Below are 24,026 nucleotides of genomic sequence, written 5' to 3'. Positions count from 1 at the left end.
AACGATGACCAGACTACGTCAATCCTTCTCAGCGGCGCTGGTGCCCTGGCTGCTGCCGGTGTTACTGGTGGTCGTCTGGCAAGTTGCGTCACAGACCGGCTGGTTGTCCAGCCGTATCCTGCCAGCGCCGGAAAAGATTGTGACGACCTTTTGGCAGTTGGCTGTCAGCGGAGAGCTCTGGCAGCATCTCGCCATCAGCAGCTGGCGAGCGTTACTTGGCTTCAGCATTGGCGGATCGCTCGGCCTGGTACTGGGATTAATTACCGGCACTTCGCGACTGGGTGAGCGTTTGCTGGATACCTCGCTGCAAATGTTACGTAACGTGCCCCATCTTGCGCTGATCCCATTGGTCATTCTGTGGTTTGGCATTGATGAGTCAGCCAAAATTTTTCTGGTGGCGCTGGGTACGCTGTTTCCCATCTACCTGAATACCTATCACGGTATTCGTAATGTGGATCGTGGGCTGGTTGAGATGGCCCGTAGCTACGGCTTATCCGGCTGGAGCCTGTTTGTTCAGGTGATCTTACCGGGTGCGTTACCGAGCATCATGGTGGGCGTCCGCTTTGCTTTGGGGTTGATGTGGCTGACCCTGATCGTCGCCGAGACAATTTCGGCTAACGCAGGGATTGGCTATCTGGCCATGAATGCCCGTGAATTTCTGCAAACCGATGTGGTGATGGTCGCCATTATTCTTTATGCCCTGCTGGGAAAACTGGCTGATGTCAGCGCACTGCTGCTGGAACGCGTCTGGTTACGCTGGCATCCGGCCTATCAACGTCAGGAGAAAACAGCATGATAAACTCCGCCAGCCCGGCGCGTCTGAATGCGGGTACCCCCGTAGGTGTGAAGGGCGTCAGTAAAAAATACGGTGAACGCACCATTCTGAATCATATCGATCTGCATATTCCTTCCGGCCAGTTTGTTGCCGTAGTCGGCCGCAGCGGCTGCGGTAAAAGCACCCTGCTGCGTCTGCTGGCCGGTCTGGAAAGCACGACCCAGGGCGAGCTGCTGGCAGGCAATGCGCCGCTGCAGACCGCACGTGAAGAAACCCGGTTAATGTTCCAGGATGCGCGACTGCTGCCGTGGAAAAAAGTGATTGATAACGTCTCTCTCGGCCTGCGTGGCAAGGCATGGCGTAAAGCCGCCCTGGAGGCGCTGGAAGCGGTAGGCCTGGCGGACAGAGCGCAAGACTGGCCTGCCGCTTTATCCGGTGGGCAGAAACAGCGCGTGGCACTGGCCCGGGCGTTAATTCACCGTCCCGGCCTGCTGTTGCTGGATGAGCCTCTGGGTGCGCTGGACGCCTTAACGCGAATCGAGATGCAGGAGCTCATCGAATCGCTGTGGCAGCAGTACCACTTCACGGTTCTGTTGGTCACGCACGATGTCAGTGAAGCGGTCGCGATGGCTGATCGGGTATTACTGATAGAGGAAGGCCAGATAGGACTGGATTTGCAGGTCGATTTGCCCCGGCCACGGCGACGAGGCTCGGCGCGTCTGGCAGAGCTGGAAGCCGAAGTGCTGGATCGGGTGATGCGCCGCGGCGCGGCAGAAAAGCCTCCCCGCTACGCGCAACAGCGTTAAAGAAACGGCGGGCATTTGCCCGCCGTTTCTTATCAGGCATTCAGTGCCTTGGTGATTTTCTCGTACAGATCGCCCGACAGTTTATCCAGTCCTTGTAACTGTTCCAGCGCCTGGCGCATCAGCGCCTGACGGTGGGCATCGTAACGTTTCAGACGAATTAATGGCTCAATCATACGCGAAGCCACCTGCGGATTGCGGGTGTTCAGATCCGTCAGCATCTCCACCAGGAAACGATATCCGCTGCCGTCTTCGGCGTGGAAGGCGGAAGGATTACCCGAAGCAAAAGCGCCAATCAGTGAACGGATGCGATTCGGGTTGCCCATACTGAAGGAACGATGTGACAGTAAACGGCGCACGTTGAGTAAGGCATTCTGCGCCGGGCTGGTAGCCTGCAACATAAACCATTTGTCCATGACCAGGCCATCCTTGTGCCAGCGCTCATCATAGTCGGCTAACAGCGCATCACGACAGGGTAACTGTGCCGCCACCGCAGCGGAGAGTGCCGCCAGGGAATCCGTCATGTTATTGGCATGGTGGTATTGCGCCTGCACCAGTTTATCCGCCAGATCCATATCACCAAACGCCAGATAGTACAGACAGATGTTCTTCAGCGAACGTTTGCCGATTTCCGCATGATCAACGTGGTACTCCGCCTGCTGATTGGCGTTATAAACGGCAAAGAATTCATCTGCCAGTTCCCGCGCCAGGGTACGAACCAGAGCTTCGCGCACCAGTGCAATTGCCTGAGGATCGATAATCTCAAACAGTTCGGCGATTTCGTTTTCGCCAGGCAGCGACAGAATCAGAGCGGTCAGCGCCGGATCGCTGTTGGCATCCAGCAGCACCGTGCGAAAGGCATCAGCGACATGCAACGGCAGCGACAGATGCTGGCCCTGCTGATGGCGCGCGACATTGAGGCGCAGGTAGGTCGCCAACAGACTTTGCGCCGCGTCCCAACGTGAAAAATCGTTGCTTGCATGACGCATCAGGAACGTCAGCTGCGCGTCGCTCCACTTGTAGTCGAGCTTCACCGGCGCGGAAAACTCACGCAGCAGCGATGGCACCGGCTGGAAGTAAACGTTGTCAAAAATAAAGGTCTGGAACTCTTCCGTTACGTTCAACACGTTATGCACCGGATGACCGTTGTGCTGCAACGGAATGACCTTACCCTGTCCGTCATACAGTTCGATGTCCAGAGGGATATGCAGAGGCAGTTTCTCTTTTTGCTCGGTCGTCGGCGGCGTGTGCTGCGTCACGTGAAGCGTGTACTGCTCCAGTTCCGGATTGTAGTCATCACGTACCGAGAGCGTAGGTGTACCTGACTGACTGTACCAGCGACGGAACTGGGAAAGATCAACGTTAGACGCGTCTTCCATGGCCTGAACGAAATCATCACAGGTCGCCGCGCTACCGTCATGACGTTCGAAATAGAGCTGCATGCCCTTCTGGAAATTCGCTTCGCCCAGCAAGGTGTGCATCATACGGATCACTTCTGATCCCTTTTCATATACCGTCAAGGTGTAGAAGTTGTTCATCTCGATAACCTGATCCGGGCGGATCGGGTGCGCCATCGGGCTGGCGTCCTCGGCAAACTGCGCGCCGCGCATAATACGCACATTATCGATTCGGTTTACCGCACGCGATCCCAGGTCGGAACTGAACTCCTGATCGCGAAACACGGTCAGCCCCTCTTTCAGGCTCAGCTGGAACCAGTCGCGACAGGTCACACGGTTACCGGTCCAGTTGTGGAAATATTCATGACCGATGACCGCCTCAATCCCCAGATAATCTTTATCGGTGGCGGTTTCGGCTTTGGCCAGCACGTATTTGGAGTTGAAAACGTTAAGTCCTTTATTCTCCATGGCTCCCATGTTGAAGAAGTCCACCGCAACAATCATAAAGATGTCGAGGTCATACTCCAGGCCGAAACGCTCCTCATCCCACTTCATGCTGTTCTTTAATGACGTCATCGCCCAGTCGGCACGATCCAGATTGCCGCGATCGACGAAGATCTCCAACGCAACATTCCGACCCGAACGCGTAGTAAAGCTGTCACGCAGCACGTCAAAATCGCCCGCGACCAGCGCAAACAAATAACAGGGCTTAGGAAACGGATCCTGCCACTTCACCCAGTTACGGCCCTTGTCGTCCTGACCGCTGTCAATGCGATTTCCGTTAGACAGCAGGAAAGGATAACGGCTGCCGTCGGCAATGACGGTGGTCGTGAAGCGCGCCAGCACGTCGGGGCGATCTAAATACCAGGTAATATGCCGAAAGCCTTCGGCTTCACACTGGGTACAGAGCGCTTCACCCGATTTGTATAAGCCTTCAAGGGCACTGTTACGATCGGGATGAATGTCATTGACGATTTTCAGCGTAAAGCTGTCCGGTAACTGGCTGAGCACCAGGCAACCCGCCTCTTCACGCCAGGCCGTCCAGGCCTGTCCATCCACTTCCAGCGAGATCAGCGTCAGATCTTCGCCGTCCAGACGCAGTTCAGCCTGGCTGTCTCCCTGACGCTTAACCTGACTCACCGCCGTCACCCGCGTGGTGCTTTCATCGAGTTCAAAGGTTAAATCGATATCGGTGATGGTGTAGTCTGGTGCACGATAATCGTGTCGATATTTTATTTGTGGCTGCTGCGTCATATTCCGTCCCGCATTAAGTAGTTATTCATCAACGTCTTTGCATTATTCACTCAAGTATAAGCCCTACGCGTCAAACGTCTAAGCATGATGCGCCGAGCTTAGCATGCACAACGTGCACATCAGGTAAAATGGCTACAATTTGTTAACAATGACACATTTCGTCCTCGACTCGCTATCCTGAAATATGCTGTGATCGCTGTCTCTTAGTGATTTATACTTTTGCGTCTTTTACGACGTTTAATACACCGGGCTCTGCGCCACCGAACAGGATGCCGAAACGCGCCATGACAGGACATGCTTCCCCGATACTGACTTCGCTGCTGGATACGGATGCTTATAAGCTCCATATGCAGCAAGCCGTATTCCACCGTTACCATGATGTCACGGTGGCCGCGGAGTTTCGCTGCCGTAGCGACGAATTGCTGGGTTTTTATGCTGACGAGATCCGTACAGCCATTGACGCCATGCAGGCACTGGCGCTGACCGATGCTGAATATGCCTGGTTATCTGATCTGCCCTTCTTTGCTGATGACTACCTTAACTGGCTGCGAAATTTTCGCTACGACCCGCAGCAGGTAGAAGTTCGCAATCATCATGGCAAGCTGGCTATTCGTATCCAGGGCCCCTGGCGGGAAGTGATCATGTGGGAAGTCCCCCTGTTGGCCTTGATCAGTGAAGTGGTCCATCGCCACCGTACACCGGCCATCAGCAGCCAGCAGGCCGTGGATTTTCTGCATCAGAAACTCGCTACCTTTAAGACTCAGGTTGCCGACACTGACATGTCACGTTTTCGCCTGATGGATTTTGGTACCCGCCGCCGCTATTCCCAGGATGTGCAGGAATCGATCGTCAGCACGCTGAAACAGGATTTTCCCTGGCTGATGGGCACCAGTAACTACGACCTGGCCCGTCGCCTCGCACTCACGCCAGTGGGTACCCAGGCCCACGAGTGGTTCCAGGCTTTTCAGCAAATCAGTCCGGTACTGGCGAACAGTCAGCGCGCTGCCTTACAGGCCTGGCTGGATGAATATGACGACAAGCTGGGCATTGCACTCACGGACTGTATCGCCATGGATGCCTTCCTGCGCGATTTCGGCCCGGTGTTCGCCCGCCGTTACCAGGGGCTGCGTCACGATTCAGGTGACCCGGTTGAGTGGGGCGAAAAAGCGCTGGCCCATTATCAGAAGTTAGGTATTGATCCGCTCACGAAAATGCTGGTGTTCTCAGATAATCTCAATCTGGATAAATCCCTGGCGCTGTATCGCCACTTTGGTCAGCGTACCAACGTCGTCTTCGGCATCGGCACGCGCCTGACTTGTGATATTCCTGGCGTTACGCCGCTCAATATCGTGATCAAGCTGGTGCAGTGCAATGGTAAGCCGGTCGCCAAGCTTTCCGACAGCCCAGGTAAAACCATCTGTCAGGATAAAGCGTTCGTTAAGGCCCTGAGAAAAGCCTTTGATCTGCCACTGGTTAAAAAAGCCAGCTAGCGTCTTTGTTATCGGGGCGTTATCGCGCCCCGCCTTCCTGCAATAAATCGGTTATTCCCCTGAATTTTGCTTGTTTCCTGTTGACTCACAAGTAACATAGCTACACCCCAGTCTGGGGAATTCATTCACACACTTCTTCTATATAGAGAGATATTTATGAGCGTAGTGCCTGTAGCGGATGTACTGCACGGTCGCGTCGCGGTTGACAGTGAAGTCACCGTACGTGGTTGGGTGCGTACCCGAAGAGATTCCAAAGCCGGTCTTTCCTTTATCGCTGTCTATGACGGCTCCTGCTTTAATCCCGTTCAGGCTGTCGTCAATAATTCTCTGAATAATTATCAGGACGAAGTGCTGCACCTGACCACCGGCTGTTCCGTCATTGTCACCGGTAAGGTCGTTGCATCTCCGGGTCAGGGTCAGGCATTCGAAATTCAGGCGACAAAGCTGGAGGTCGTGGGCTGGGTAGAAGATCCCGACAGCTACCCAATGGCGGCAAAACGTCACAGTATCGAATACCTGCGTGAGGTGGCACACCTGCGTCCGCGTACCAACCTGATTGGCGCCGTGGCGCGTGTTCGTCATACCCTGGCCCAGGCGCTGCACCGCTTCTTCCATGAGAACGGCTACTTTTGGGTTTCCACGCCGCTGATCACCGCCTCTGACACTGAAGGGGCTGGTGAGATGTTCCGCGTTTCGACGCTGGACATGGAAAACCTGCCGCGCAACGATCAGGGCAAAGTCGACTATTCGGAGGATTTCTTCGGGAAAGAGGCCTTCCTGACGGTTTCAGGGCAGTTGAACGGTGAAACCTATGCCAGCGCCTTGTCGAAAATCTACACCTTCGGCCCCACGTTCCGTGCGGAAAACTCCAATACCAGCCGCCATCTGGCAGAGTTCTGGATGCTGGAACCGGAAATTGCTTTCGCCTCATTAGACGATGCGGCAGCTCTGGCGGAAGCCATGCTCAAGTATGTCTTCAAAGCCGTGCTGGATGAGCGTGCAGACGATATGGCATTTTTTGCCGAGCGCGTAGACAACGATGCGATTAATCGCCTGGAGCGTTTTGTTACCACCGATTTCGCCCAGGTCGATTATACCGATGCCGTCGATATCCTGATGAACTGCGGGCAGACCTTTGAGAACCCAGTGTCATGGGGCATCGATCTGTCCTCTGAACATGAACGTTATCTTGCCGAGAAGCATTTCAAAGCGCCGGTGGTGGTGAAAAACTATCCGAAAGATATCAAGGCATTCTATATGCGCCTTAACGACGACGGGAAAACCGTGGCGGCGATGGATGTGTTAGCGCCGGGTATCGGTGAAATTATCGGCGGTTCTCAGCGTGAGGAACGTCTGGATGTGCTGGATGCGCGTCTGGAAGAGATGGGGCTGAAAAAAGAAGATTACTGGTGGTATCGCGATCTCCGTCGCTATGGCACCGTGCCACATTCAGGGTTTGGATTAGGTTTCGAACGTTTGATCGCCTATGTCACCGGCGTACAAAATGTAAGAGATGTTATCCCCTTCCCACGGACGCCACGCAACGCGAGCTTCTGATTTTCAGCATTAAATATAAGAAATTCATATATATAAAGAGGTCGGCATCGCCGGCCTTTTTTTATTTTTGTAAATTTTGATATGACTCACAAAGTTCCGTTATTTTTACATTTTGTAATACATTTTTTATATTTGAAACAAGATTACGACTTTTGTAGCATTTTCGCAGTAGAATTACCCGATGGGGGATGGAAAGATGCGTGCAGACACAGGAGACACCAAACTTCTTTCAAGGTTCACGTAAAGTTTTCTTGACGGCAGTGGCAGGTGTCCAAATAACTCCAATGAGGGTAATAAATAATGATGAAGCGCAACATTCTGGCAGTGGTTATCCCTGCTCTGCTCGCCGCCGGCGCAGCCAACGCAGCAGAAGTTTATAACAAAGACGGCAACAAGCTGGACCTGTACGGTAAAGTGGATGCGCGTCACCAGTTCTCTGATAACGCAGGTGATGACGGCGATCAGACTTATATTCGCTTCGGCTTCAAAGGCGAAACCAAGATTAATGACCAGATGACCGGTTACGGTCAGTGGGAATACAACATTCAGGGCAATAACTCTGAAGGTTCTGATGCGCAAACTGACAACAAAACCCGTCTGGGCTTCGCTGGTCTGAAATTCGGTGATGCAGGTTCAATCGACTACGGCCGTAACTACGGTGTGGTTTATGATGCAATCGGCTGGACCGATATGCTGCCAGTATTCGGTGGTGACTCAGGTAACTCAGACAACTTCATGAATGGCCGTAGCGGCGGTCTGTTGACCTATCGCAACAGCAACTTCTTTGGTCTGGTTGATGGTTGGAACTTCGCGCTTCAGTACCAGGGCAAAAATGAGAATGCAAACCGCGCCGATCGTAGAGCAAATGGCGATGGCTGGGGTGCATCAACATCTTACACCTCACCTATCGGTGTAGGCATTGTGGGTGCATATAGCAGCAGCGATCGTACTGACTCGCAGGCTCAGGGTGTTGCAGCCAACGGTAATATCGTTGGTGCTGGCAAACATGCTGAAAGCTGGGCAACCGCTCTGAAATATGATGCTAACAATATTTATCTGGCAGCGATGTATGGTGAAATGCGTAATGCAGCACCAATTTCAATCGTTACTGGCCCAACAACTACCGCACCTGCCTTTGCAAACAAAGCTCAAATCATTGAGATGGTTGCTCAGTATCAATTTGATTTTGGTCTGCGTCCTTCACTGGCCTACGTTCAGTCTAAAGGCAAAGACATCGAAGGTATCGGCGATGCTGATATCTACAAATACTTCGATGTGGGCGCCACCTACTACTTCAACAAAAACATGGCCACCTACGTTGATTACAAAATCAACCAGCTGGACAAAAACAACCCACTCGGCATTCCTAACGATGACGTAGTTGGTGTTGGTGTAGTTTACCAGTTCTAAGTTTGTTGATGCAGTACAAAAAACGGAGCTTCGGCTCCGTTTTTTATTGCCGTTTCCTCGCACTCAGCCCCGCGCTATCCCACTGTTAACATTAGAACGGGTAATTCTGTCGCACAGACGATGAATTTTATCGCAAACGGTTGGCATTTCGCCGTGCTGACGTTAACCTGATGGTTCATTTGCTAAAGTTCACGCTACTGGACCCGACTCATGTTTGAATCGATCTCTGCTGCACCCGCTGACCCCATTCTTGGCCTGGCCGATCTCTTTCGTGCCGACGACCGCCCCAATAAAATCAATCTCGGTATTGGTGTTTACAAAGATGAAACCGGAAAAACCCCGGTGCTCACCAGCGTTAAGAAAGCAGAGCAGTACCTGCTTGAACACGAAACCAGCAAAAATTACCTGAGCATTGACGGTCTGCCAGATTTCGCGCACTGCACGCAGGAATTGTTATTTGGTCAAGGCAATGCCCTGATCGCGGCGGGCAGAGCCCGCACGGCACAGACGCCGGGCGGTACAGGCGCACTGCGCGTCGCCGCGGATTTCCTGTCTACTCAGACGTCCGTTAAGCGCGTGTGGGTGAGCAACCCGAGCTGGCCGAACCACAAAAACGTGTTTAATGCCGCCGGGCTTGAGGTATGCGAATACCAGTACTATGACGCAGCAAACCATACCCTGGATTTTGACGGCATGCTGGCCTCACTGAAAGAGGTGAAAGCCGGTGATGTGGTGCTGTTCCATGGCTGCTGCCATAACCCGACCGGTATCGATCCTACTGCAGAGCAGTGGCAACAGCTGGCACAGCTCTCTCTGGCTAACGGCTGGCTGCCCCTGTTTGACTTTGCCTACCAGGGCTTTGCCCGTGGTCTGGAAGAGGATGCTGAAGGTCTGCGCATTTTTGCGGCCAGCCATCAGGAACTGATTGTCGCCAGTTCTTATTCCAAGAACTTCGGCCTGTATAACGAACGTGTGGGTGCGATTACGCTGGTTGCGGGCGATGCCGCGACGGCCGACACCGCATTCAGCCAGGTGAAATACACCATCCGCGCCAACTATTCTAACCCGCCGTCACACGGTGCGGCCGTGGTGGCCACGATTCTGGGCAACGACGCGCTCCGCACTATCTGGCAGCAAGAGCTGTCTGATATGCGTCAGCGTATCCAGCGCATGCGCCAACTGTTTGTGAACACCCTGGCGGATAAAGGTGCGCAGCAGGACTTCAGCTTTATCATCAAGCAGAATGGCATGTTCTCGTTCAGTGGGCTGACCAAAGATCAGGTCATTCGCCTGCGCGAGGAGTTTGGGGTTTATGCCGTTAATTCAGGCCGCGTAAACGTTGCCGGTATGACACCAGATAATATGTCTGCACTGTGCGAGGCGATTGTCGCCGTACTTTAAGCGCATCGCGTATAAAAAAATGGGCCACTCTGGCCCATTTTTTATTGCAGGAAAGGATTGGTCAGACGTTCACGCCCCAGCGTTGACACAGGCCCGTGACCGGGTAAAAACGTCACATCGTCGCCGAGCGGCAGCAGCTTATTATTTATCGCATCAATGAGATGTTGATGATTACCCTGCGGGAAGTCGGTACGCCCGACGCCGCCGCTAAAGATCACATCACCTGAGACCAGTAAGCGGCCTTTGGCATCAAAAAATACAATGTGCCCCGGCGTATGTCCGGGACAGTGCAGCACATCAAGCGTGACCTGACCAACCTGAACGGTATCCCCCTCCTCCAGCCAGCGATCCGGCGTCAACGGGGCACAATATTCCAGCCCAAACATTTGGCTTTGAGTAGGTAAGGATTCCAGCCAGAAAGCATCCTGCTTTTGCGGGCCGACCAGCGGCACCTGCCAGAATGCAGCCAGTTCTGCCGCTGCCCCAACATGATCGAGGTGACCATGCGTAAGCAGAATCTGTGCAGGCTTCAAATCAAGCTGCGCCAGCGTTTGCCTGATGGTATCGGCATCGCCACCCGGGTCCACCAGGGCCGATTCACGCGTGGTTTCGCACCAGATAACCGAACAGTTCTGGGCGAAGGCGGTGACGGGGATAATGTGATAATTCATAACGCTCCATGGTCGGCACCTGCAGCGTTGCCGACGTTACTACCAGTGCCTGACGGGACCGGTATCAATATGTACAAAGTTGCTGCTGGGGTAATATCCTACACCACCGGCACGCATTTTTAATGCGGCTTTGCGTACATTCGCCAGCGTCACCCCTTCAATGTGGAAATCCATCGCCTGGCCTTTGGTGTGATAACTGTGTTTTGCCACACCGGGCCCGGATTCCCGCAGCATATTGTTCGTCGCCAGTGAGCGATAGCCGGAGACGAGCTGGACGGGTTTGCGCGTTTCTAACAGCGCCTGAAGGCGATAGAGCTGGTCAAATAAGTGGGGATCGATACTTTTGGTTTTATTGGCACGGTAGTCGCGGAAAAAGTGGTTCAGGCGTGACAATTCACTTTTGTCGTAACTTTTACCGTTAAAGAATTCCGTTTTAAGGGTTTCACCAGTGTGAAGATTATTGAGCGTTAATATCCGCGGGCGTGAAGTGGAGAGTGAAGCCATCGCGGTCTCTGGCAGTAAGGCCAGGCCGGCAGCGGCACTTCCGCAAAGCAGCAGTTTGCGACGTAAAGAATCGATTGTAGACATGGAGCGGTTTACCTGAAAGCAGAGTCAAAGACATGTGCAAAAAACGTACTGGCGAACCATAACTTTATGGCGGTAGCACGTCAACCCATTATGGGCAAGTTTGGAAGGCGGCTCCGGATAAAGCCGCCTGAATGACAGGACTGAATAACGGACATACCGTACGACTAACGATTGAAAATCAACTATTAGAGTAATAACTGCTGCGCACGGCTTAAGACCTGGCTCGCCGAACGCGCCGTATTATCATAATTGTAAATATCTGTACGGAACTGCGTTTTGCCGTCATCCGCAACCCAGGCCGTTAAATAATACAAGTTAACCGGGATGCGATGCCGAATGGGTACATAGCGCGTATCGCCCTGCTTGAGCGTGTCAGAGATACGCGCGTCATTCCAGCCGACATCCTGCAACAGAATACCGGCCAGTTCCGAAGCTTTATTCACGCGCACGCAGCCCGAGCTGAGCGCACGAATATCGCGCTGAAACAGATTGTGGTTCGGCGTGTCATGCAGATAAATCGCATCCGAGCTTGGCATATTAAACTTATAGCGACCGAGTGAATTGGTTTGCCCAGGTGCCTGACGTATGCGGTAAGGGAAGGATGAGGCTGACACCATGCTCCAGTCAATCATGCTGGGATCGATGACTTCGGAATCGGCGCTCCAGCCAGACAGCAGCGTGTAACCATGTTTATACAGATAGGTTGGGTCCTGTTTCACCTTAGGAATAATGTCCTGACGCACCAGATTGGTCGGCACATTCCAGGGCGGATTCAACACCACATTATTTAGTGCGCTTCGCATCAACGGCGTTTTACGATCTGGTCGTCCCACGATGACCCGGGAGGACAGCACTTTAGTGCCGTTGTTGTAATAATTCAGCGAATAGTTGGGGATGTTCACCATAATGCCGTTGTGCATATCATCCGGCAGCAAACGCAGCCGCTGGATATTCAGCGCCAGCAAGGCCGCACGCTGTTGAGGAGAGACATTCAGCCATTCCCGTGTACGCAGGCCAATCGCCCCATCGGCGTCCAGCCCCTGCCACTGTTGAAAGCGTTTTACCGCCGCGACCAGCTCATCGTTATAAACATTCACACCGCCGGGCGCAGCGGGAGCATTCTGGACGTTACCCTGAACACCGGGTGCCGCAGCAGGTATATCGTTAACCGTGACGGCCGAAGGGCTGACGGCGACAGGCTGCTCGCTGTGGCTGACGGCAACGGGTGCGGTGGGAACGGCATCCTCATTGGGCGCGGGTGCGGTTACCTGTGCACTCAGCATGCCGCTGCGGCGAAGAATTTCCCGCAACGCCGGCACATCGTCACTGACCTGTCCAGGTCGTAACGTGTCGCGATTTTTAATTTGTGGCCAGGGTTGTTTATCTTCAAGCAGGCTTTTCAGGGCCTTATGCATGAGTGGATACTGCGGATGCTGCGGCACCAGTGAATTAACAAACGCCGCCGAACTGCCCGCATTGACGGCATTTTGCCAGGCATTGATCACGGATACAGAAGGCACAGCCAGCTTGTAGGGCGTGGTGCTGTACAGCCAGGTTTCTCCCTGGGCAGGCACCGAGGAGACAAACTGCAAATACCCCAGCATCGCATCAGACAACGTGACATCACGGGCAAAGCCTGTGATGTCAGGATCGGTCAGGCGATCGACCCAGCGGGTAAACTGCGGCTGCACGCCGGAGAGGGCAACCTCCGCCAGCTGCTGCTGAAATTTCTGTACGGCTTCATGATCCTGCCAGATCGGCTGCATGTTACGCGCGGCGTAGAGCGCGGCCAGAGAAGCACCGTAAAAAGGCTGGCTGTCGCCTGAAAACGCCTGGCGAATCTTCTGCTGACTCTCACTGACGGATGTGGTGGCGTACGCCGCGTGCGTACCGGGCATCGCGGCGATGATCGCAGCCTGAGCCATTGCACAGGGAATGAGCGTGAGCGCTAGCGTCAGCCACGAACTAACCTGATGAATTTTGAAGCGTTTATACAGTAACATCCCTGCCCCCTTCATTGATCTACCGCGCAGCCTGTCAGGAAACAACTGCGATCGGGCTGTTACTCATATTATTGAGTATACAAATAAAAACGGCATTTGCCTCCTGTGACAAATGCCGTTACCAGATTAACTAATGGCGCTGTTTTTGACTATCTCTGCATCGTGAATATTATGTCGTGGTTTCGCTCGCCGGATCGGCTTCGCTGCTGCGTTTTGCGGGCAGTGGATCGGCCGCGAAGCCTCGCAATCCTACCACGTGAACGTGCTCGGTGTTGTTAAACACTTTACGCATCAGTTTATAGGTGGTGCCCTTCTCCGGACTGATATTTTCTGGCGCCGCGATTACCAGTTGCATCTCCAGTCGCTCACAGAGTTCAAACAGGGTCGCGATTGAGCGCGCATCCAGACGTGCGGCTTCATCCAGGAACAGCAGACGGCAAGGCGAAATATCTTTACCGCGCAGGCGACGTGATTCCTCTTCCCAGCTCTGCACCACCATGACCAGAATTGACATCCCCGTACCAATGGCCTCACCGGTGGAAAGCGCGCCACTTTCGGCACGCAACCAGCCATCTGAACCCCGGTTGACCTCGACTTCCATCTCAAGGTAGTTACGGTAATCCAGTAGCTCTTCACCGATGGTTTGTGGTGTACGCTGCCCCATATCAATATGCGGATTCAGACGCTGGTAGAGTTTAGCCAGCGCTTCCGAGAACGTGAGTCGGTTGCTGTTAAACAGATCCTGATGCTGTTCGTGCTCTTCAGACAAGGTGTCCAGCAGCATGGCATGCGTTTCGCGCACGTTGACGTTTAGCCGGACGCTGCGCACCTGACCAAAGCTCACGGTTTGCAGCCCCTGATTCAGTTGGCGGATACGGTTCTGTTCACGCTGAATCGTTTTACGAATAATATTCGCGACGCTGCGTGAACTGATAGCCAGGGTCTGCTCGCGGGCCGTCAGCTCTTCCGTCAGTCGATTGAGTTCAATCTCCATCTGCTCGATGGCTTCAACCGGATCGTCCGTGCGAATGATATCCTGGCGGATACGTTCGCGCAGATGTTGATACACGGCGATGAAAAACTGAATCTTACGTTCCGGGCGTTTCGGATCTTCAGACAAACGCAGCACATCGCGCAGATGTTCGTTATCGGCCACCGCCAGGCGCAGTGCGCCCAGTGCCTTATCCGACATGGAACGCAGTTCATCGCCACTGAGATAAGCCAGTTCACGACGATGCAGACGACGTTCAACACCGTTATCTTTCACCAGACGCAGCACCAGGCACCAGCCCGCCTTAGCACTCACCACCTGTTCGCGGTTCTGGTGATAGTTACGTTCAAGCTGGCGCAGTTTTTTCTGCAGGTTGTCCATTTCTGCTTCGCAGAAAGTGAGCTGTTTCTCCAGCTGATTACGGCGGGCGCGGTTGTGACTTAACGCCGTATAAAGTTCATCCCGGCGGATACGCGCGCGTTCTTCCGCGCTGGCATCGGCCTGAACACCGATATCCTGCATTTCCTGCTGCAGCTCTTTCAGCATATCGCGCTTGGCATCGTAGGCGCTTTTAAGCGATGCCAGCACCTGAGAATATTGCGTCAGCTGCGACTGATGGGCGCGCAAACGCTCACGACAGCGGCTGCGCTCGGCTTCTGCCTGCTCCAGCCTTTGACGCAGTTTGTCGCTGAGATCGTTGTTGCCGCCCAGCATGCTGGCAGAGTCGTCATAGCCGAAATGCGCACGGCGCTGCACCACTTCGGTCAGGGCAAACGCCTGCTGACGCGCGTTACGTTGCTGTTGCTGCGCCTGCTGGTAATCCGCCTGCAACTGCTCATGCTGTTCAGGATCGCTTTGCAGTACCGCAAGCATCGGCTCCAGTCTGGCCAGTTTTGCGCCATGCAAATGGAGGAAACGCGCGGCCTCCTGTGCCTCTTCAACCTGCTCGCGAATCTCCTCACAGCGATCCGCCAGCGTCTCATCTCGCAGCAGACTGATGCGCGGCAGCAGGCGGTTAAGCTGTGCAACGCCCTCTTTGGCCAGTTCATACTGCTGACGCTGTTGCTGATTATTACTTTCATGCTGATTGAGCGCACGTTCCAGCTCACCGCGACGGGCGCCGAGCTGACGGATTTGCGCTTCTGGGTCATCATCAAAGGCCACCGCAAGATGGCTGCCGATAAAGCGACTAAATGACTGATGCAGACGTTGCGTCTTTTGTACGTCAAACGACAAGGTGGCGTAACGTTCCGCCAGCCGGTCGCGCTCGTTATTGAGTAATTCAAGCTGGTTTTCGCGCGCCGCCCGACCAAACAGCGGGATTTTCGGGAAGCGGGAATAGCGCCACTGACGCTCGGCGACTTTAACCACGACGGCGTTCTGGAGCTCGTCTACGCTAAACACGCTGTCATCAAACGACTGCGGATCCCCTTCGATCAGGTACAGATCTTCCGGGCACTCTTCTAAGCCATCGAGTTGCTCGCGCACCAGCGACAGATCGGGTACGACAATGGCGTGGCGCGATGGGCCGTACAAGGCAGAAAAGTAAGGCGCATCGTCCAGCGTTACGTCATCATAAATTTCCGACAACAGTACGCCGCCAAATCGCTCAGCCAGCTGATTCAGGCGAGGATCTTCGGCACCGCCCGGTTGGCTGAGGCGTTCAATCTGCTGCTCAATTTCACGCTTGCGGGCTGCGACTTCGTCACGCTCAACGGTGGTTTCACGCTCGCGCTCCAGCAGCTGCTGCATGTATTCCGTCACATCCTGGCTGTTGGCCAGGTCCTGACCGGTTTGCTCACTGAGCTGAGTCAGGATTTCTTGCGCGGCCAGCCAGTGCGGCGCGCGCGCGGTCAGCGCGGTGATACGTTCGCGCAGTTGCTCAAGTTCCTGACGCATCATCATGCGCTGTTCGCCCGCGTCTGCCACGCTGCTGTTCAGCTGCTCGATTTGCGCTTCAAGCTCACGCTGAAGGCCTTCCAGCGCGTCAGGATCGTAATGCTGCCCCTGACGTTTACAGAACTCTGCCAGCAGACGCTCGGCTTCCTGCTGCTCACGCAGGCGCTGTTCGAGTTCATTCAGGCGCAGGCGCAGGGAGGAAAGCTGATCGGCATGGTGACGTTGATTGCTGGCATCGCGCAGCAGATCGCGCCCGACCTGCCAGGCTTCTTTGCGGCTAACCTCACCGGCAATGCTGGTGACCAGTGATAACGCCTGTTCAAACTGGCTGTGGGCGGCTTCCGCTACACTCAGCTTCTGCTCCAGATTCAGCAGTTGCCCGGTGGCTTCTTCTTCTTTGGCCTGGAAACTGGCCTGCCATTCGGCGGCATTATCGATGGTTAAGTCTGGCAACTGACAAAGCGTGCGGGCGCGTTCCAGCGCCTGTAATGCCTGTTGATACTGAATAGCACGGGTTTGCTGCACATCCAGCGCCTGCTGAAAATCGGCCAACTGGCTCTTCAGCTCATCCACTTCCAGTTCTGCGGCTTCGGCACGGGCCTCATTTTCTTCCTGGATTTCGCGCGCTTCAGCAACGACTTCGCTCTGCTCTTCCAGACGGATCGTAAGATCTTCAATATCGCTGTCATAGCGCGTGATTTTTTCCTGCTGGCGCATCGCCGTCTGCACCAGATTCAGGTGATCGCTCGCCGCCTGATAATCGACTTCGAGATCGTTTTCCGCCCCGCTATGTTCGGCCAGCTCGCGCGCCATCTCTACATGGCGGTACTGTTCAGAAGCCAGCTGTTTGCGACCGCTGAGCAGCTCATTGCGCAGCTGTAAGGCGCTGTCGAGGTGGATGCGTCGCTCGTTGGCATGACGCATATAATCCGCCGACACATAGCTGGTGGCCTCAGAAATAAGGTGCTTAAACAGGTCACGATCCGACTGGGTGACGCGGATCGCTTCCAGCGTCATACGGTTCTCGCGCAGCGCCGCTTCCATGTCCTGAAAGGCTTTACGCACGCCGCTGTTTTCCGGCAACAGATAATCACGTAGCGAGCGGGTAATCGCACTGGAGATACCGCCGTAAAGAGAGGCTTCAATCAGGCGGTAAAACTTGCTGCGATCGCTGGCCGAACGCAGACGACGCGGGACAACGCCGAGATCAAACATCATGGCGTGATAGTCGGTGACCGAGCTGTACTGACGGAACTGCACGCCTTCCAGCGCCTCAACGCGTTCTTTTACCTCATTAAGCGGTAACACGCGCGCCTGACGGCTGTTGAGGATTTCCGTCAGCATATCAGTAGGCAGCGTATCTGTAGGTAAACCATGAATACTGAAAGGTTTGATATCGACTTTCTTATCGCGTCCGGCGATCTGCTGCAGTCTGACGCCCGCCACCACGCGTTGGTGACGTGAATTGACGACGTCCAGCATGGCATAGCAAACACCGGCACGGAGTTTACCGTGCAGGCCTTTATCACGTGATCCTGAGGTCGCGCCCGCTTCGGTCGTGTTACGGAAGTGCAGCAGCGTTAAGTCAGGGATAAGCGCCGTTACAAAGGCCGCCATGGTGGTTGACTTGCCTGCCCCGTTACCGCCCGACAGCGTGGTGACCAGTTCATCGAGATCAAAGGTTCGGGCAAAAAAACCGTTCCAGTTGATCAGCGTTAGCGAACGAAATTTGCCGCGTTCAATCATGCCTGTTCTTCCTCCGCGATATCACCCGCATCGCTGTCATTCTCATCACTGTCATCAGCCTCAGTCGTGGCCGTGGCGTTATCCAGCAACATTGCCTCACCGTCACGAATCAGGCGCAGCTGCGCTTCCCGCGGATCGTCACCGCTGCGCACATCGGCGCCGAAGCGAAAAACGGACTCGATAATACGGAACTTGCTGCTGTCGTTGCCAAAAAACCACACCATGCCAAGACGGCGCAGGCGGCTTAAAGACGCACGCATTTTTTCCTGCAGCTTGGCGCGATCGAGATCTGAGCCGGTTGAGCGCTGATTAACCAGTTTCAGCAGTTTACTTTCATCCGCCAGGGACAGCAGCTCGTCATAAAGTTCCTGCTGGGTAAAAATGCCTTCATTCGCCAGGCGTTCCGGGCTGAGATAGAGATAGCAAAGGATTTTACCGACCATCATATCCAGCTCAGACAGGACAGAACGGGGAATGAGCGTGGTTGAACGCGGACGCAGATAGAAGAATCCCTCTGGCGCGCGAATCAGCTCAACGTTGTAGCGGGTGTAAAACTCTTCCAGATACTGCTGGTAATCCATCAGAAAAGCGTGATTGTCCAGCTCTTCAATACCAATGTGGCGTCCGGCGCGTAACTGGCTGTCCAGCGCCGGAAAAATCGGATTTGCCAGTGCCTGTGCCAGTTTAACCGGCATCACTTGTTCAATATTTGTCGATGACATGTGCCTGCACCTTGGCTCCGTAATCATTAATGGCTTGCCATTCCACAGGCAAACCGGCTAAATCGGCTTCCGCTACGCCGAGCCGCACGGCCTGATCCACCACAATACGCGCCAGGTCAAAGTGACGCGCGCGTGGATATTGAGCCAGATAGTCGCGCATCACAGCGGCGAGGTTGAGCGGTTTTTGCTGCGTTTTATAAATCTCTAAGGCTTCTTCAATCATGGCCGCCAGCTGCTCGCGAATTTCATTGAATTCTTCAAACTCCAGCTCGGCCGGCAATTCGCCCATAACTTCGTCATTGCGCAGCGTCAGTTCGTCGTCACGCATATCGTACAGACGTTCGGCGTTGGCATAGGTGAGCGCCCAGGGCGCATCAAAATAGTTCTGCACAGAAACACGCAAACGCTGGGCGAAAACGCGGTTTTTGTCCATATCGATGGCGGTACGAATGAATTTGTGCACGTGGCGATCGTAGCCAATCCAGAGATCGATGGCCTGTTGCCCCCAACTGGTAATGCGATCGAGTTTGCTTTGCAAATCGAAAACCAGTTTGTCGACAAAACCCAGATCCGGGCTGTCCAGCGTGGCATCCTGAATGCGCAGCAGATTTTCCTGCAGCTTATCGCCCGCCGCCTCCAGCGTATCCTGCAGTTCACGCAGCGTACCTGAGGTTTCCGACAGCAACATTTCACAGCTCGAAATCGCGGCTCGCCAGTCTTTGTTCAGCAGTTCGGCAATATCCGTCTTAACCGCCTGCTGTTGCTCATCCATCAGGCGCTGCGTCATATCGATACTGTCGAAAATTTCGGCCACCGAATATTTCAGCGGCGCGAACACGTTGCGGTGCCAGTGAAATTCATCGCCGTTTTCCTGAGCCGCATCCGCGGCGCGCTTCAGCTCCGCCGCCACGATAGAAAGCTGCATTGACAGGCGCAGCGTGGAGAATTCCCGCTGGCGAATATAGTAATCAGTGATGCCAATGGCCAACGGGGTCAGGCGATAAATCGCATTGCCCTCGGTTAACTCACTGGTAAAGCGGTTTAACAGGCGCTGGCGCACCATATCGTTGATGGCGTTGTTGGCACGTACCAACACCGTTTCACTGGTTTGCTCAAAGGCTTTGCTGACGTGACGAAACGCATCAATCAGGTCACCTTCGCTCATTTCACCGTCCATGCGTTCGCCATTTAGCGTGGCGATGGCCAGCAAAAAAGCCAGACGTTCAACTGGCAGCGCAAGCGAGAAGTCATTCTTGCGCGCCCAGGATACCAGCTCCGGTACCGTCTGGGAAAATTCACTCATAATTCGTCCTTCTGCCCGGGTTTGCGCGCGGTCACGTGGATGTAACGCCCTAAGCTTAAAAAGGGTTCCTGGCGGCAAAAGCGCCGCTCCATCTCAATAATTTCGTCGTCGCTCTTTGGCTCGCCTTTAGGCGGCTTCATATAATCGCTGAATACGCGAATCCCGGTACGCCGTTCAATCTGAAAACCACAGTTCTCCAGCCAACGATACACGTCATCGGGATCGCGGGGATAGTCCGGTGACAGCGTGCGCTTCTTGCGTTTGGTCAAGTTAGTGCGCAGATAACCAAAGTTGCCCAGCGTCAGGGTGCGTAATGTTAACCCATGCAGGTTGTAAAACATCAACGACAGCACGCCGCCGGGGCGCAGTGTATCAAACAAGGCTTTTAACACCGCTTCAGGCTCCGCAACCCACTCAAGCACAGCGTGAAACAATACCAGATCCACCGGCTTATCCAAATGTTCACCGACCTGCTGCGCGCTAATTTGTTTGAATTGCATGTTGTGGCTCACACCCAGCGCATCCGCATTGTCCTGGGCACGGCGTAACATCTCTCCGGAAAGATCGCACAGCAGTATCTGGTGGCCCCGCCCAGCCAGCCCGCTGGACATCTGACCGATGCCGCCGCCCGCATCCAGTACGTTCAGCGCGGAGGATGACAGGCTGGGAAGAATCGTTTCCAGCTCATCCCATAAGATGGCCTGACGCACCAGGCCTTTGGTTGTGCCGTAAATGTTTTGCGAAAATTTATCCGCGAGATCGTCAAAGTTACGATCCTGCATGGCGTGGGCTCCGGTATGCTGCGGTGAAACATATGCTATTTTGTCACAGGTACGGTAAGAATGAAGCTTTGATACCATTCTTGCGCTCTGGCTGCTGTTTTTTCGGACAACAAGAGGTTTTTTACATGGTTTTTATGCTGAAAAAGGCCGTCGGTAACCTGTTGCTGCCCTTGCCTTTTCTGCTTTTACTGATGGCGGCAGGCATTTTACTGCTTTGGTTCAGCCGCTGGCAGAAAAGCGGCAAAATACTCATCTCGGTGAGCTGGCTGATAATATTACTGATTAGCCTACAGCCTGTGGCAGACCGCCTGTTATTGCCGGTGGAGTCGCACTATTCAACATGGAATGGTAGCCAGAAAGTGGATTACATCGTGGTACTGGGTGGAGGCTATACCTACAATCCTGCCTGGGCACCCAGCTCAAACTTGTTGAATAACAGTTTGCCTCGCGTGACAGAGGGCGTGCGTCAGTGGCTGCGTAACCCGCAGGCAACGATGGTCTTTACCGGTGCTGCTGCAGGGCACAATCCCAAAAGTAATGCGTGGGTGGCCGCACAGGTCGCCGAAAGCCTTGGCGTACCTGACGCTCATATTCATATTCTGGATCAACCCAAGGATACTGAGCAGGAAGCGCGGGCGGTCAGCGCAGTGATCGGGCATCATTCCTTTTTGCTGGTCACATCAGCGAATCATATGCCGCGTGCCATGCGTTTCTTCCAGCAGGCAGGGCTTAACCCGATTGCCGCACCGGCGAACCAGTTGGCAATTACCTCCCCGCTCAACTGGTGGGAGCGGGCTTTTCCTTCTCCGCTGTGGATGGGCCACAGCGAACGCGCCATCTATGAAACGCTCGGCAGTGCATTGCAACGCATTAATCCCCCCACCGAAACACCCGCTTCGTAACAGCGTTGAAGGATACGCACGACGCCGCGCGCATCCTTCAATCGGGTAATCAGAAGAGCGGAGAGCCGTAGTCACGCCCTGAACCTGACGGATGACCTCAGCCGCGCATGGCAGCGCGCACACGAATCAGGTCCTCTGGCGTATCGACGCCAACGCCCGGCACCGTTTTTGCTACCGCCACGTGAATCTTTTCGCCGTACCACAGCACCCGGAGCTGCTCGAGTAATTCAATCTGCTCAAGGGGACAAGGTGCCCAGTCGATGTAACGGCGAATAAAGCCTGCCCGGTAGGCGTAAATGCCAATGTGCCGGAGCAGCGTATCGCCGATGCGATCGCGTGATTCCGCATAGCGCTCGCGGTCCCAGGGAATGGTCGCACGAGAAAAATACAGCGCATAGCCTTTGGCATCCATAACGACTTTCACGGCGTTAGGATTAAAGGCTTCTTCTGCATCGGTAATGGGCACGGCCAGCGTCGCCATACCGGCCTCAGACTGCGCCAGATTATTCGCCACCTGGTGCACGATTTCGGCCGGGATCATAGGCTCATCGCCCTGAACATTGACGATAATTTGATCGTCTGCGAACTGATACTTCTCAATCACTTCGGCAAGGCGTTCTGTGCCTGAATGATGATCGGCGCGCGTCATGCAAACTTCGCCTCCCGACGCTTCCACTGCGCTGGCCACATCCGGGTGATCGGTCGCCACGATAACCCGGCTGGCACCGGATTCGCGCGCGCGCTCCATCACATGTACCACCATCGGCTTGCCATGAATATCGACCAAGGGTTTACCGGGTAGACGGGTTGAGGCATAACGAGCAGGAATGATGGCGATAAAACTCATGGATGGATCTCTTCAACCGACAACGTACGGGCTTCGTTTTCCAACAGGACCGGAATGCCATCGCGCACCGGAAAAGCCAGTGCATCGGGCTTGCAGATCAGTTCTTGCTGTTCGTTGTTGTAATACAGCTTGCCATTGCAAACCGGGCAGGCAACGATTTCGAGTAAACGGTGATCCATATATCCTCCATCACGGACCGATAGCGTAAGCGCTAAAGCATATCACAGCGTTGATAAGAGCGGGTAAACCACACCGGTTGTGGCATCACGAATTATCCAGCGGCCACAACCGCGGCCAGTGTGCCAGTAACGCCGGAGGAGCCTGCTGTAACACGACCGTCTCTGCACCCTGCCAGCGCGCGAAACGGGTAATTGCCCGTTGTGCATCCTGGAGAAAGGAGGTGGTGACAGAGACGTCGTGCTCCAGCCAGATATTTTTGATCTCCAACTGACGTGACGCGCGAATCATTCGTGCATCCAGCCGGGCTTTAAGCTGACCACGATGCAGCAAAGGTAAAACGAAGTAACCGTACCTGCGCTTTTCGGCAGGCGTGTAGCATTCGATACGGTAGTCAAAGTCAAACAGTTCTCGCGCCCGCTTTCGATCCCAGACTACGGGATCAAATGGGGATAACAGCGCGGTGTGCGTCGCTTTCAAAGGCGTCGTTAAGCCGGGCAGCGCGCTCTGGTGCAGCCACATCGCGCCCATCCCCTTGACCTCGACCGGAATAATGTCTCCCGCGACCTGCGCCGATTGGATAAAGGCTTTGATCGGTGCCTGTTTCAGCCGGTAATAATCGGCCAGCCATTCACTGCGAAAAATCCCCAGGCTGCGCGCACTGTTCATCAACATCAATCGGATCGCTTCATCCTCGCCGATCGCGTGGATCGCATCCTGCCAGTCCGGCATCACCCGGGTGCGTAAATCGTAGACTCGCTGAAAATTTCGGCGCTCTGCTACCATCAATTCACCTGCGCTAAACAGATTTTCGAGATGCCGCTTGTGCGGTTTCCACGCCCACCATCCCGGTTTATGATTTTTTTCGGTGGCAAAATCGGCCGATCTGACGGGGCCGTTATCGCGGATGTAGGTCAGTAAATCGGCCATCTCCTGCTGATACTCGGCAGCCCATTGCGCACTGTATTTCCAGCCCAGGCGTTCGGGCGAGAGCATGCGATGTCGCAGTAATTTGTAATCGTTGCGCGGAATAAAGCAGGCTTCGTGGGCCCAGTACTCAAAAATGTCCCCCTGAGCCAGGGATGTATCCAGCCAGGATTGAGGGTAATCCCCTAAACGACTAAACAGCACCAGATAAGGGCTTCGGGCAACCACATTGATGGTGTCGATTTGTAGTAAGGCCATTCGGGTAATACAGTCTGGAATGTCCTGCTGACGCGCCCGGCGGGCTGCCGGACGGAGCAGCCCCTGAGCTGCGAGGTGGATGTTACGTGCCTGCTGTCGCGAAAGTGAATGTATGCTCATTCT

Annotated in this window: 18 protein-coding genes; 7 read left to right on the top strand and 11 right to left on the bottom strand. The window is 54.4% G+C overall.

Translation table 11 applies throughout. The features are described 5' to 3' along the window. Positions 1-4: 4 nt before the first annotated feature. Both ssuC and ssuB read left to right on the top strand, forming a co-directional pair. Complete coding sequence (ssuC, locus tag NYE92_RS21985) at positions 5-796, top strand: aliphatic sulfonate ABC transporter permease SsuC (protein ID WP_014606182.1); 792 nt, start codon at positions 5-7, stop codon at positions 794-796. Then, entirely contained in the window at positions 793-1,581 is a 789-nt protein-coding gene (gene ssuB, locus NYE92_RS21980) for an aliphatic sulfonates ABC transporter ATP-binding protein (protein WP_013025261.1), read from the top strand. Before ssuC ends, ssuB begins: the two co-directional genes overlap by 4 nt. Positions 1,582-1,613: 32 nt before the next feature. Here ssuB and pepN read toward each other — a convergent pair whose 3' ends face one another. After that, complete coding sequence (gene pepN / locus NYE92_RS21975) at positions 1,614-4,229, bottom strand: aminopeptidase N (RefSeq protein ID WP_072137921.1); 2,616 nt, start codon at positions 4,227-4,229, stop codon at positions 1,614-1,616. A gap of 284 nt (positions 4,230-4,513) precedes the next feature. Between pepN and pncB the strand changes: the two genes are divergently transcribed. The 4 genes from pncB to NYE92_RS21955 all read left to right on the top strand — a co-directional run bounded on the left by pncB (position 4,514) and on the right by NYE92_RS21955 (position 10,087). Continuing rightward, on the top strand, positions 4,514-5,719 hold the full coding sequence (pncB, locus tag NYE92_RS21970) for a nicotinate phosphoribosyltransferase (RefSeq protein ID WP_024470935.1): 1,206 nt from the start codon (positions 4,514-4,516) through the stop codon (positions 5,717-5,719). A 156-nt stretch (positions 5,720-5,875) separates the two neighbouring features. Beyond that, the gene (gene asnS, locus NYE92_RS21965; protein ID WP_014593334.1) at positions 5,876-7,276 is read left to right on the top strand and encodes an asparagine--tRNA ligase; all 1,401 of its coding nucleotides are present in this window, start codon (positions 5,876-5,878) and stop codon (positions 7,274-7,276) included. A 300-nt stretch (positions 7,277-7,576) separates the two neighbouring features. Beyond that, positions 7,577-8,686, top strand: a complete 1,110-nt coding sequence (ompF, locus tag NYE92_RS21960) for a porin OmpF (RefSeq protein ID WP_078828581.1) — start codon at positions 7,577-7,579, stop codon at positions 8,684-8,686. Positions 8,687-8,896: 210 nt separating this feature from the next. Further along, positions 8,897-10,087 carry an amino acid aminotransferase gene (locus tag NYE92_RS21955; protein ID WP_013025256.1) on the top strand — a complete coding sequence of 397 codons (1,191 nt, stop codon included), beginning with the start codon at positions 8,897-8,899 and terminating at the stop codon, positions 10,085-10,087. A gap of 41 nt (positions 10,088-10,128) precedes the next feature. Here NYE92_RS21955 and NYE92_RS21950 read toward each other — a convergent pair whose 3' ends face one another. The 7 genes from NYE92_RS21950 to cmoM all read right to left on the bottom strand — a co-directional run bounded on the left by NYE92_RS21950 (position 10,129) and on the right by cmoM (position 20,792). Further along, complete coding sequence (locus NYE92_RS21950) at positions 10,129-10,758, bottom strand: MBL fold metallo-hydrolase (RefSeq protein ID WP_014593331.1); 630 nt, start codon at positions 10,756-10,758, stop codon at positions 10,129-10,131. A gap of 39 nt (positions 10,759-10,797) precedes the next feature. Continuing rightward, positions 10,798-11,346 carry a YcbK family protein gene (locus tag NYE92_RS21945; RefSeq protein WP_013025254.1) on the bottom strand — a complete coding sequence of 183 codons (549 nt, stop codon included), beginning with the start codon at positions 11,344-11,346 and terminating at the stop codon, positions 10,798-10,800. Between the two features lie 185 nt (positions 11,347-11,531). Beyond that, entirely contained in the window at positions 11,532-13,349 is a 1,818-nt protein-coding gene (ldtD, locus tag NYE92_RS21940; protein WP_078828580.1) for a L,D-transpeptidase, read from the bottom strand. Between the two features lie 169 nt (positions 13,350-13,518). Further along, positions 13,519-17,985 (bottom strand): chromosome partition protein MukB, encoded by a 4,467-nt coding sequence (gene mukB, locus NYE92_RS21935; protein WP_019106195.1) that lies wholly within the window; start codon positions 17,983-17,985, stop codon positions 13,519-13,521. Further along, on the bottom strand, positions 17,982-18,707 hold the full coding sequence (gene mukE, locus NYE92_RS21930) for a chromosome partition protein MukE (RefSeq protein ID WP_014606188.1): 726 nt from the start codon (positions 18,705-18,707) through the stop codon (positions 17,982-17,984). Before mukE ends, mukB begins: the two co-directional genes overlap by 4 nt. Beyond that, the gene (gene mukF / locus NYE92_RS21925; protein WP_013025250.1) at positions 18,688-20,010 is read right to left on the bottom strand and encodes a chromosome partition protein MukF; all 1,323 of its coding nucleotides are present in this window, start codon (positions 20,008-20,010) and stop codon (positions 18,688-18,690) included. Before mukF ends, mukE begins: the two co-directional genes overlap by 20 nt. Then, entirely contained in the window at positions 20,007-20,792 is a 786-nt protein-coding gene (gene cmoM, locus NYE92_RS21920; RefSeq protein WP_064373475.1) for a tRNA uridine 5-oxyacetic acid(34) methyltransferase CmoM, read from the bottom strand. The genes mukF and cmoM overlap by 4 nt, the downstream gene beginning before the upstream one ends. Before the next feature lie 125 nt (positions 20,793-20,917). Between cmoM and elyC the strand changes: the two genes are divergently transcribed. After that, the gene (elyC, locus tag NYE92_RS21915) at positions 20,918-21,694 is read left to right on the top strand and encodes an envelope biogenesis factor ElyC (RefSeq protein WP_041455974.1); all 777 of its coding nucleotides are present in this window, start codon (positions 20,918-20,920) and stop codon (positions 21,692-21,694) included. 97 nt (positions 21,695-21,791) lie between these two features. Here the strand turns inward: elyC and kdsB are convergent, their stop codons facing one another. The 3 genes from kdsB to NYE92_RS21900 all read right to left on the bottom strand — a co-directional run bounded on the left by kdsB (position 21,792) and on the right by NYE92_RS21900 (position 24,023). Then, positions 21,792-22,541, bottom strand: a complete 750-nt coding sequence (gene kdsB / locus NYE92_RS21910) for a 3-deoxy-manno-octulosonate cytidylyltransferase (RefSeq protein WP_013025247.1) — start codon at positions 22,539-22,541, stop codon at positions 21,792-21,794. Continuing rightward, complete coding sequence (locus NYE92_RS21905) at positions 22,538-22,720, bottom strand: Trm112 family protein (protein WP_013025246.1); 183 nt, start codon at positions 22,718-22,720, stop codon at positions 22,538-22,540. Before NYE92_RS21905 ends, kdsB begins: the two co-directional genes overlap by 4 nt. 85 nt (positions 22,721-22,805) lie before the next feature. Further along, complete coding sequence (locus NYE92_RS21900; RefSeq protein ID WP_200286580.1) at positions 22,806-24,023, bottom strand: winged helix-turn-helix domain-containing protein; 1,218 nt, start codon at positions 24,021-24,023, stop codon at positions 22,806-22,808. Between the last annotated feature and the right edge of the window lie 3 nt (positions 24,024-24,026).

The organism is Pantoea sp. B566, from assembly GCF_024793925.1.
Taxonomy (GTDB): Bacteria; Pseudomonadota; Gammaproteobacteria; order Enterobacterales; family Enterobacteriaceae; genus Pantoea; species Pantoea ananatis.
Note: the sequence above shows the minus strand (reverse complement) of the source record. Positions and strands in the feature narration are given on the sequence as shown.

Excerpts from the sequence above, each read along its gene's own strand:
- asnS (WP_014593334.1), top strand. The coding sequence starts at position 5,876 with ATGAGCGTAGTGCCTGTAGCGGATGTACTGCACGGTCGCGTCGCGGTT.
- kdsB (WP_013025247.1), bottom strand. The coding sequence starts at position 22,541 with ATGAGTTTTATCGCCATCATTCCTGCTCGTTATGCCTCAACCCGTCTA.
- ssuB (WP_013025261.1), top strand. The coding sequence starts at position 793 with ATGATAAACTCCGCCAGCCCGGCGCGTCTGAATGCGGGTACCCCCGTA.
- NYE92_RS21945 (WP_013025254.1), bottom strand. The coding sequence starts at position 11,346 with ATGTCTACAATCGATTCTTTACGTCGCAAACTGCTGCTTTGCGGAAGT.
- pncB (WP_024470935.1), top strand. The coding sequence starts at position 4,514 with ATGACAGGACATGCTTCCCCGATACTGACTTCGCTGCTGGATACGGAT.
- ompF (WP_078828581.1), top strand. The coding sequence starts at position 7,577 with ATGATGAAGCGCAACATTCTGGCAGTGGTTATCCCTGCTCTGCTCGCC.
- NYE92_RS21905 (WP_013025246.1), bottom strand. The coding sequence starts at position 22,720 with ATGGATCACCGTTTACTCGAAATCGTTGCCTGCCCGGTTTGCAATGGC.
- NYE92_RS21900 (WP_200286580.1), bottom strand. The coding sequence starts at position 24,023 with ATGAGCATACATTCACTTTCGCGACAGCAGGCACGTAACATCCACCTC.
- cmoM (WP_064373475.1), bottom strand. The coding sequence starts at position 20,792 with ATGCAGGATCGTAACTTTGACGATCTCGCGGATAAATTTTCGCAAAAC.
- elyC (WP_041455974.1), top strand. The coding sequence starts at position 20,918 with ATGGTTTTTATGCTGAAAAAGGCCGTCGGTAACCTGTTGCTGCCCTTG.
- ssuC (WP_014606182.1), top strand. The coding sequence starts at position 5 with ATGACCAGACTACGTCAATCCTTCTCAGCGGCGCTGGTGCCCTGGCTG.
- mukB (WP_019106195.1), bottom strand. The coding sequence starts at position 17,985 with ATGATTGAACGCGGCAAATTTCGTTCGCTAACGCTGATCAACTGGAAC.
- NYE92_RS21950 (WP_014593331.1), bottom strand. The coding sequence starts at position 10,758 with ATGAATTATCACATTATCCCCGTCACCGCCTTCGCCCAGAACTGTTCG.
- NYE92_RS21955 (WP_013025256.1), top strand. The coding sequence starts at position 8,897 with ATGTTTGAATCGATCTCTGCTGCACCCGCTGACCCCATTCTTGGCCTG.
- mukF (WP_013025250.1), bottom strand. The coding sequence starts at position 20,010 with ATGAGTGAATTTTCCCAGACGGTACCGGAGCTGGTATCCTGGGCGCGC.
- ldtD (WP_078828580.1), bottom strand. The coding sequence starts at position 13,349 with ATGTTACTGTATAAACGCTTCAAAATTCATCAGGTTAGTTCGTGGCTG.
- pepN (WP_072137921.1), bottom strand. The coding sequence starts at position 4,229 with ATGACGCAGCAGCCACAAATAAAATATCGACACGATTATCGTGCACCA.
- mukE (WP_014606188.1), bottom strand. The coding sequence starts at position 18,707 with ATGTCATCGACAAATATTGAACAAGTGATGCCGGTTAAACTGGCACAG.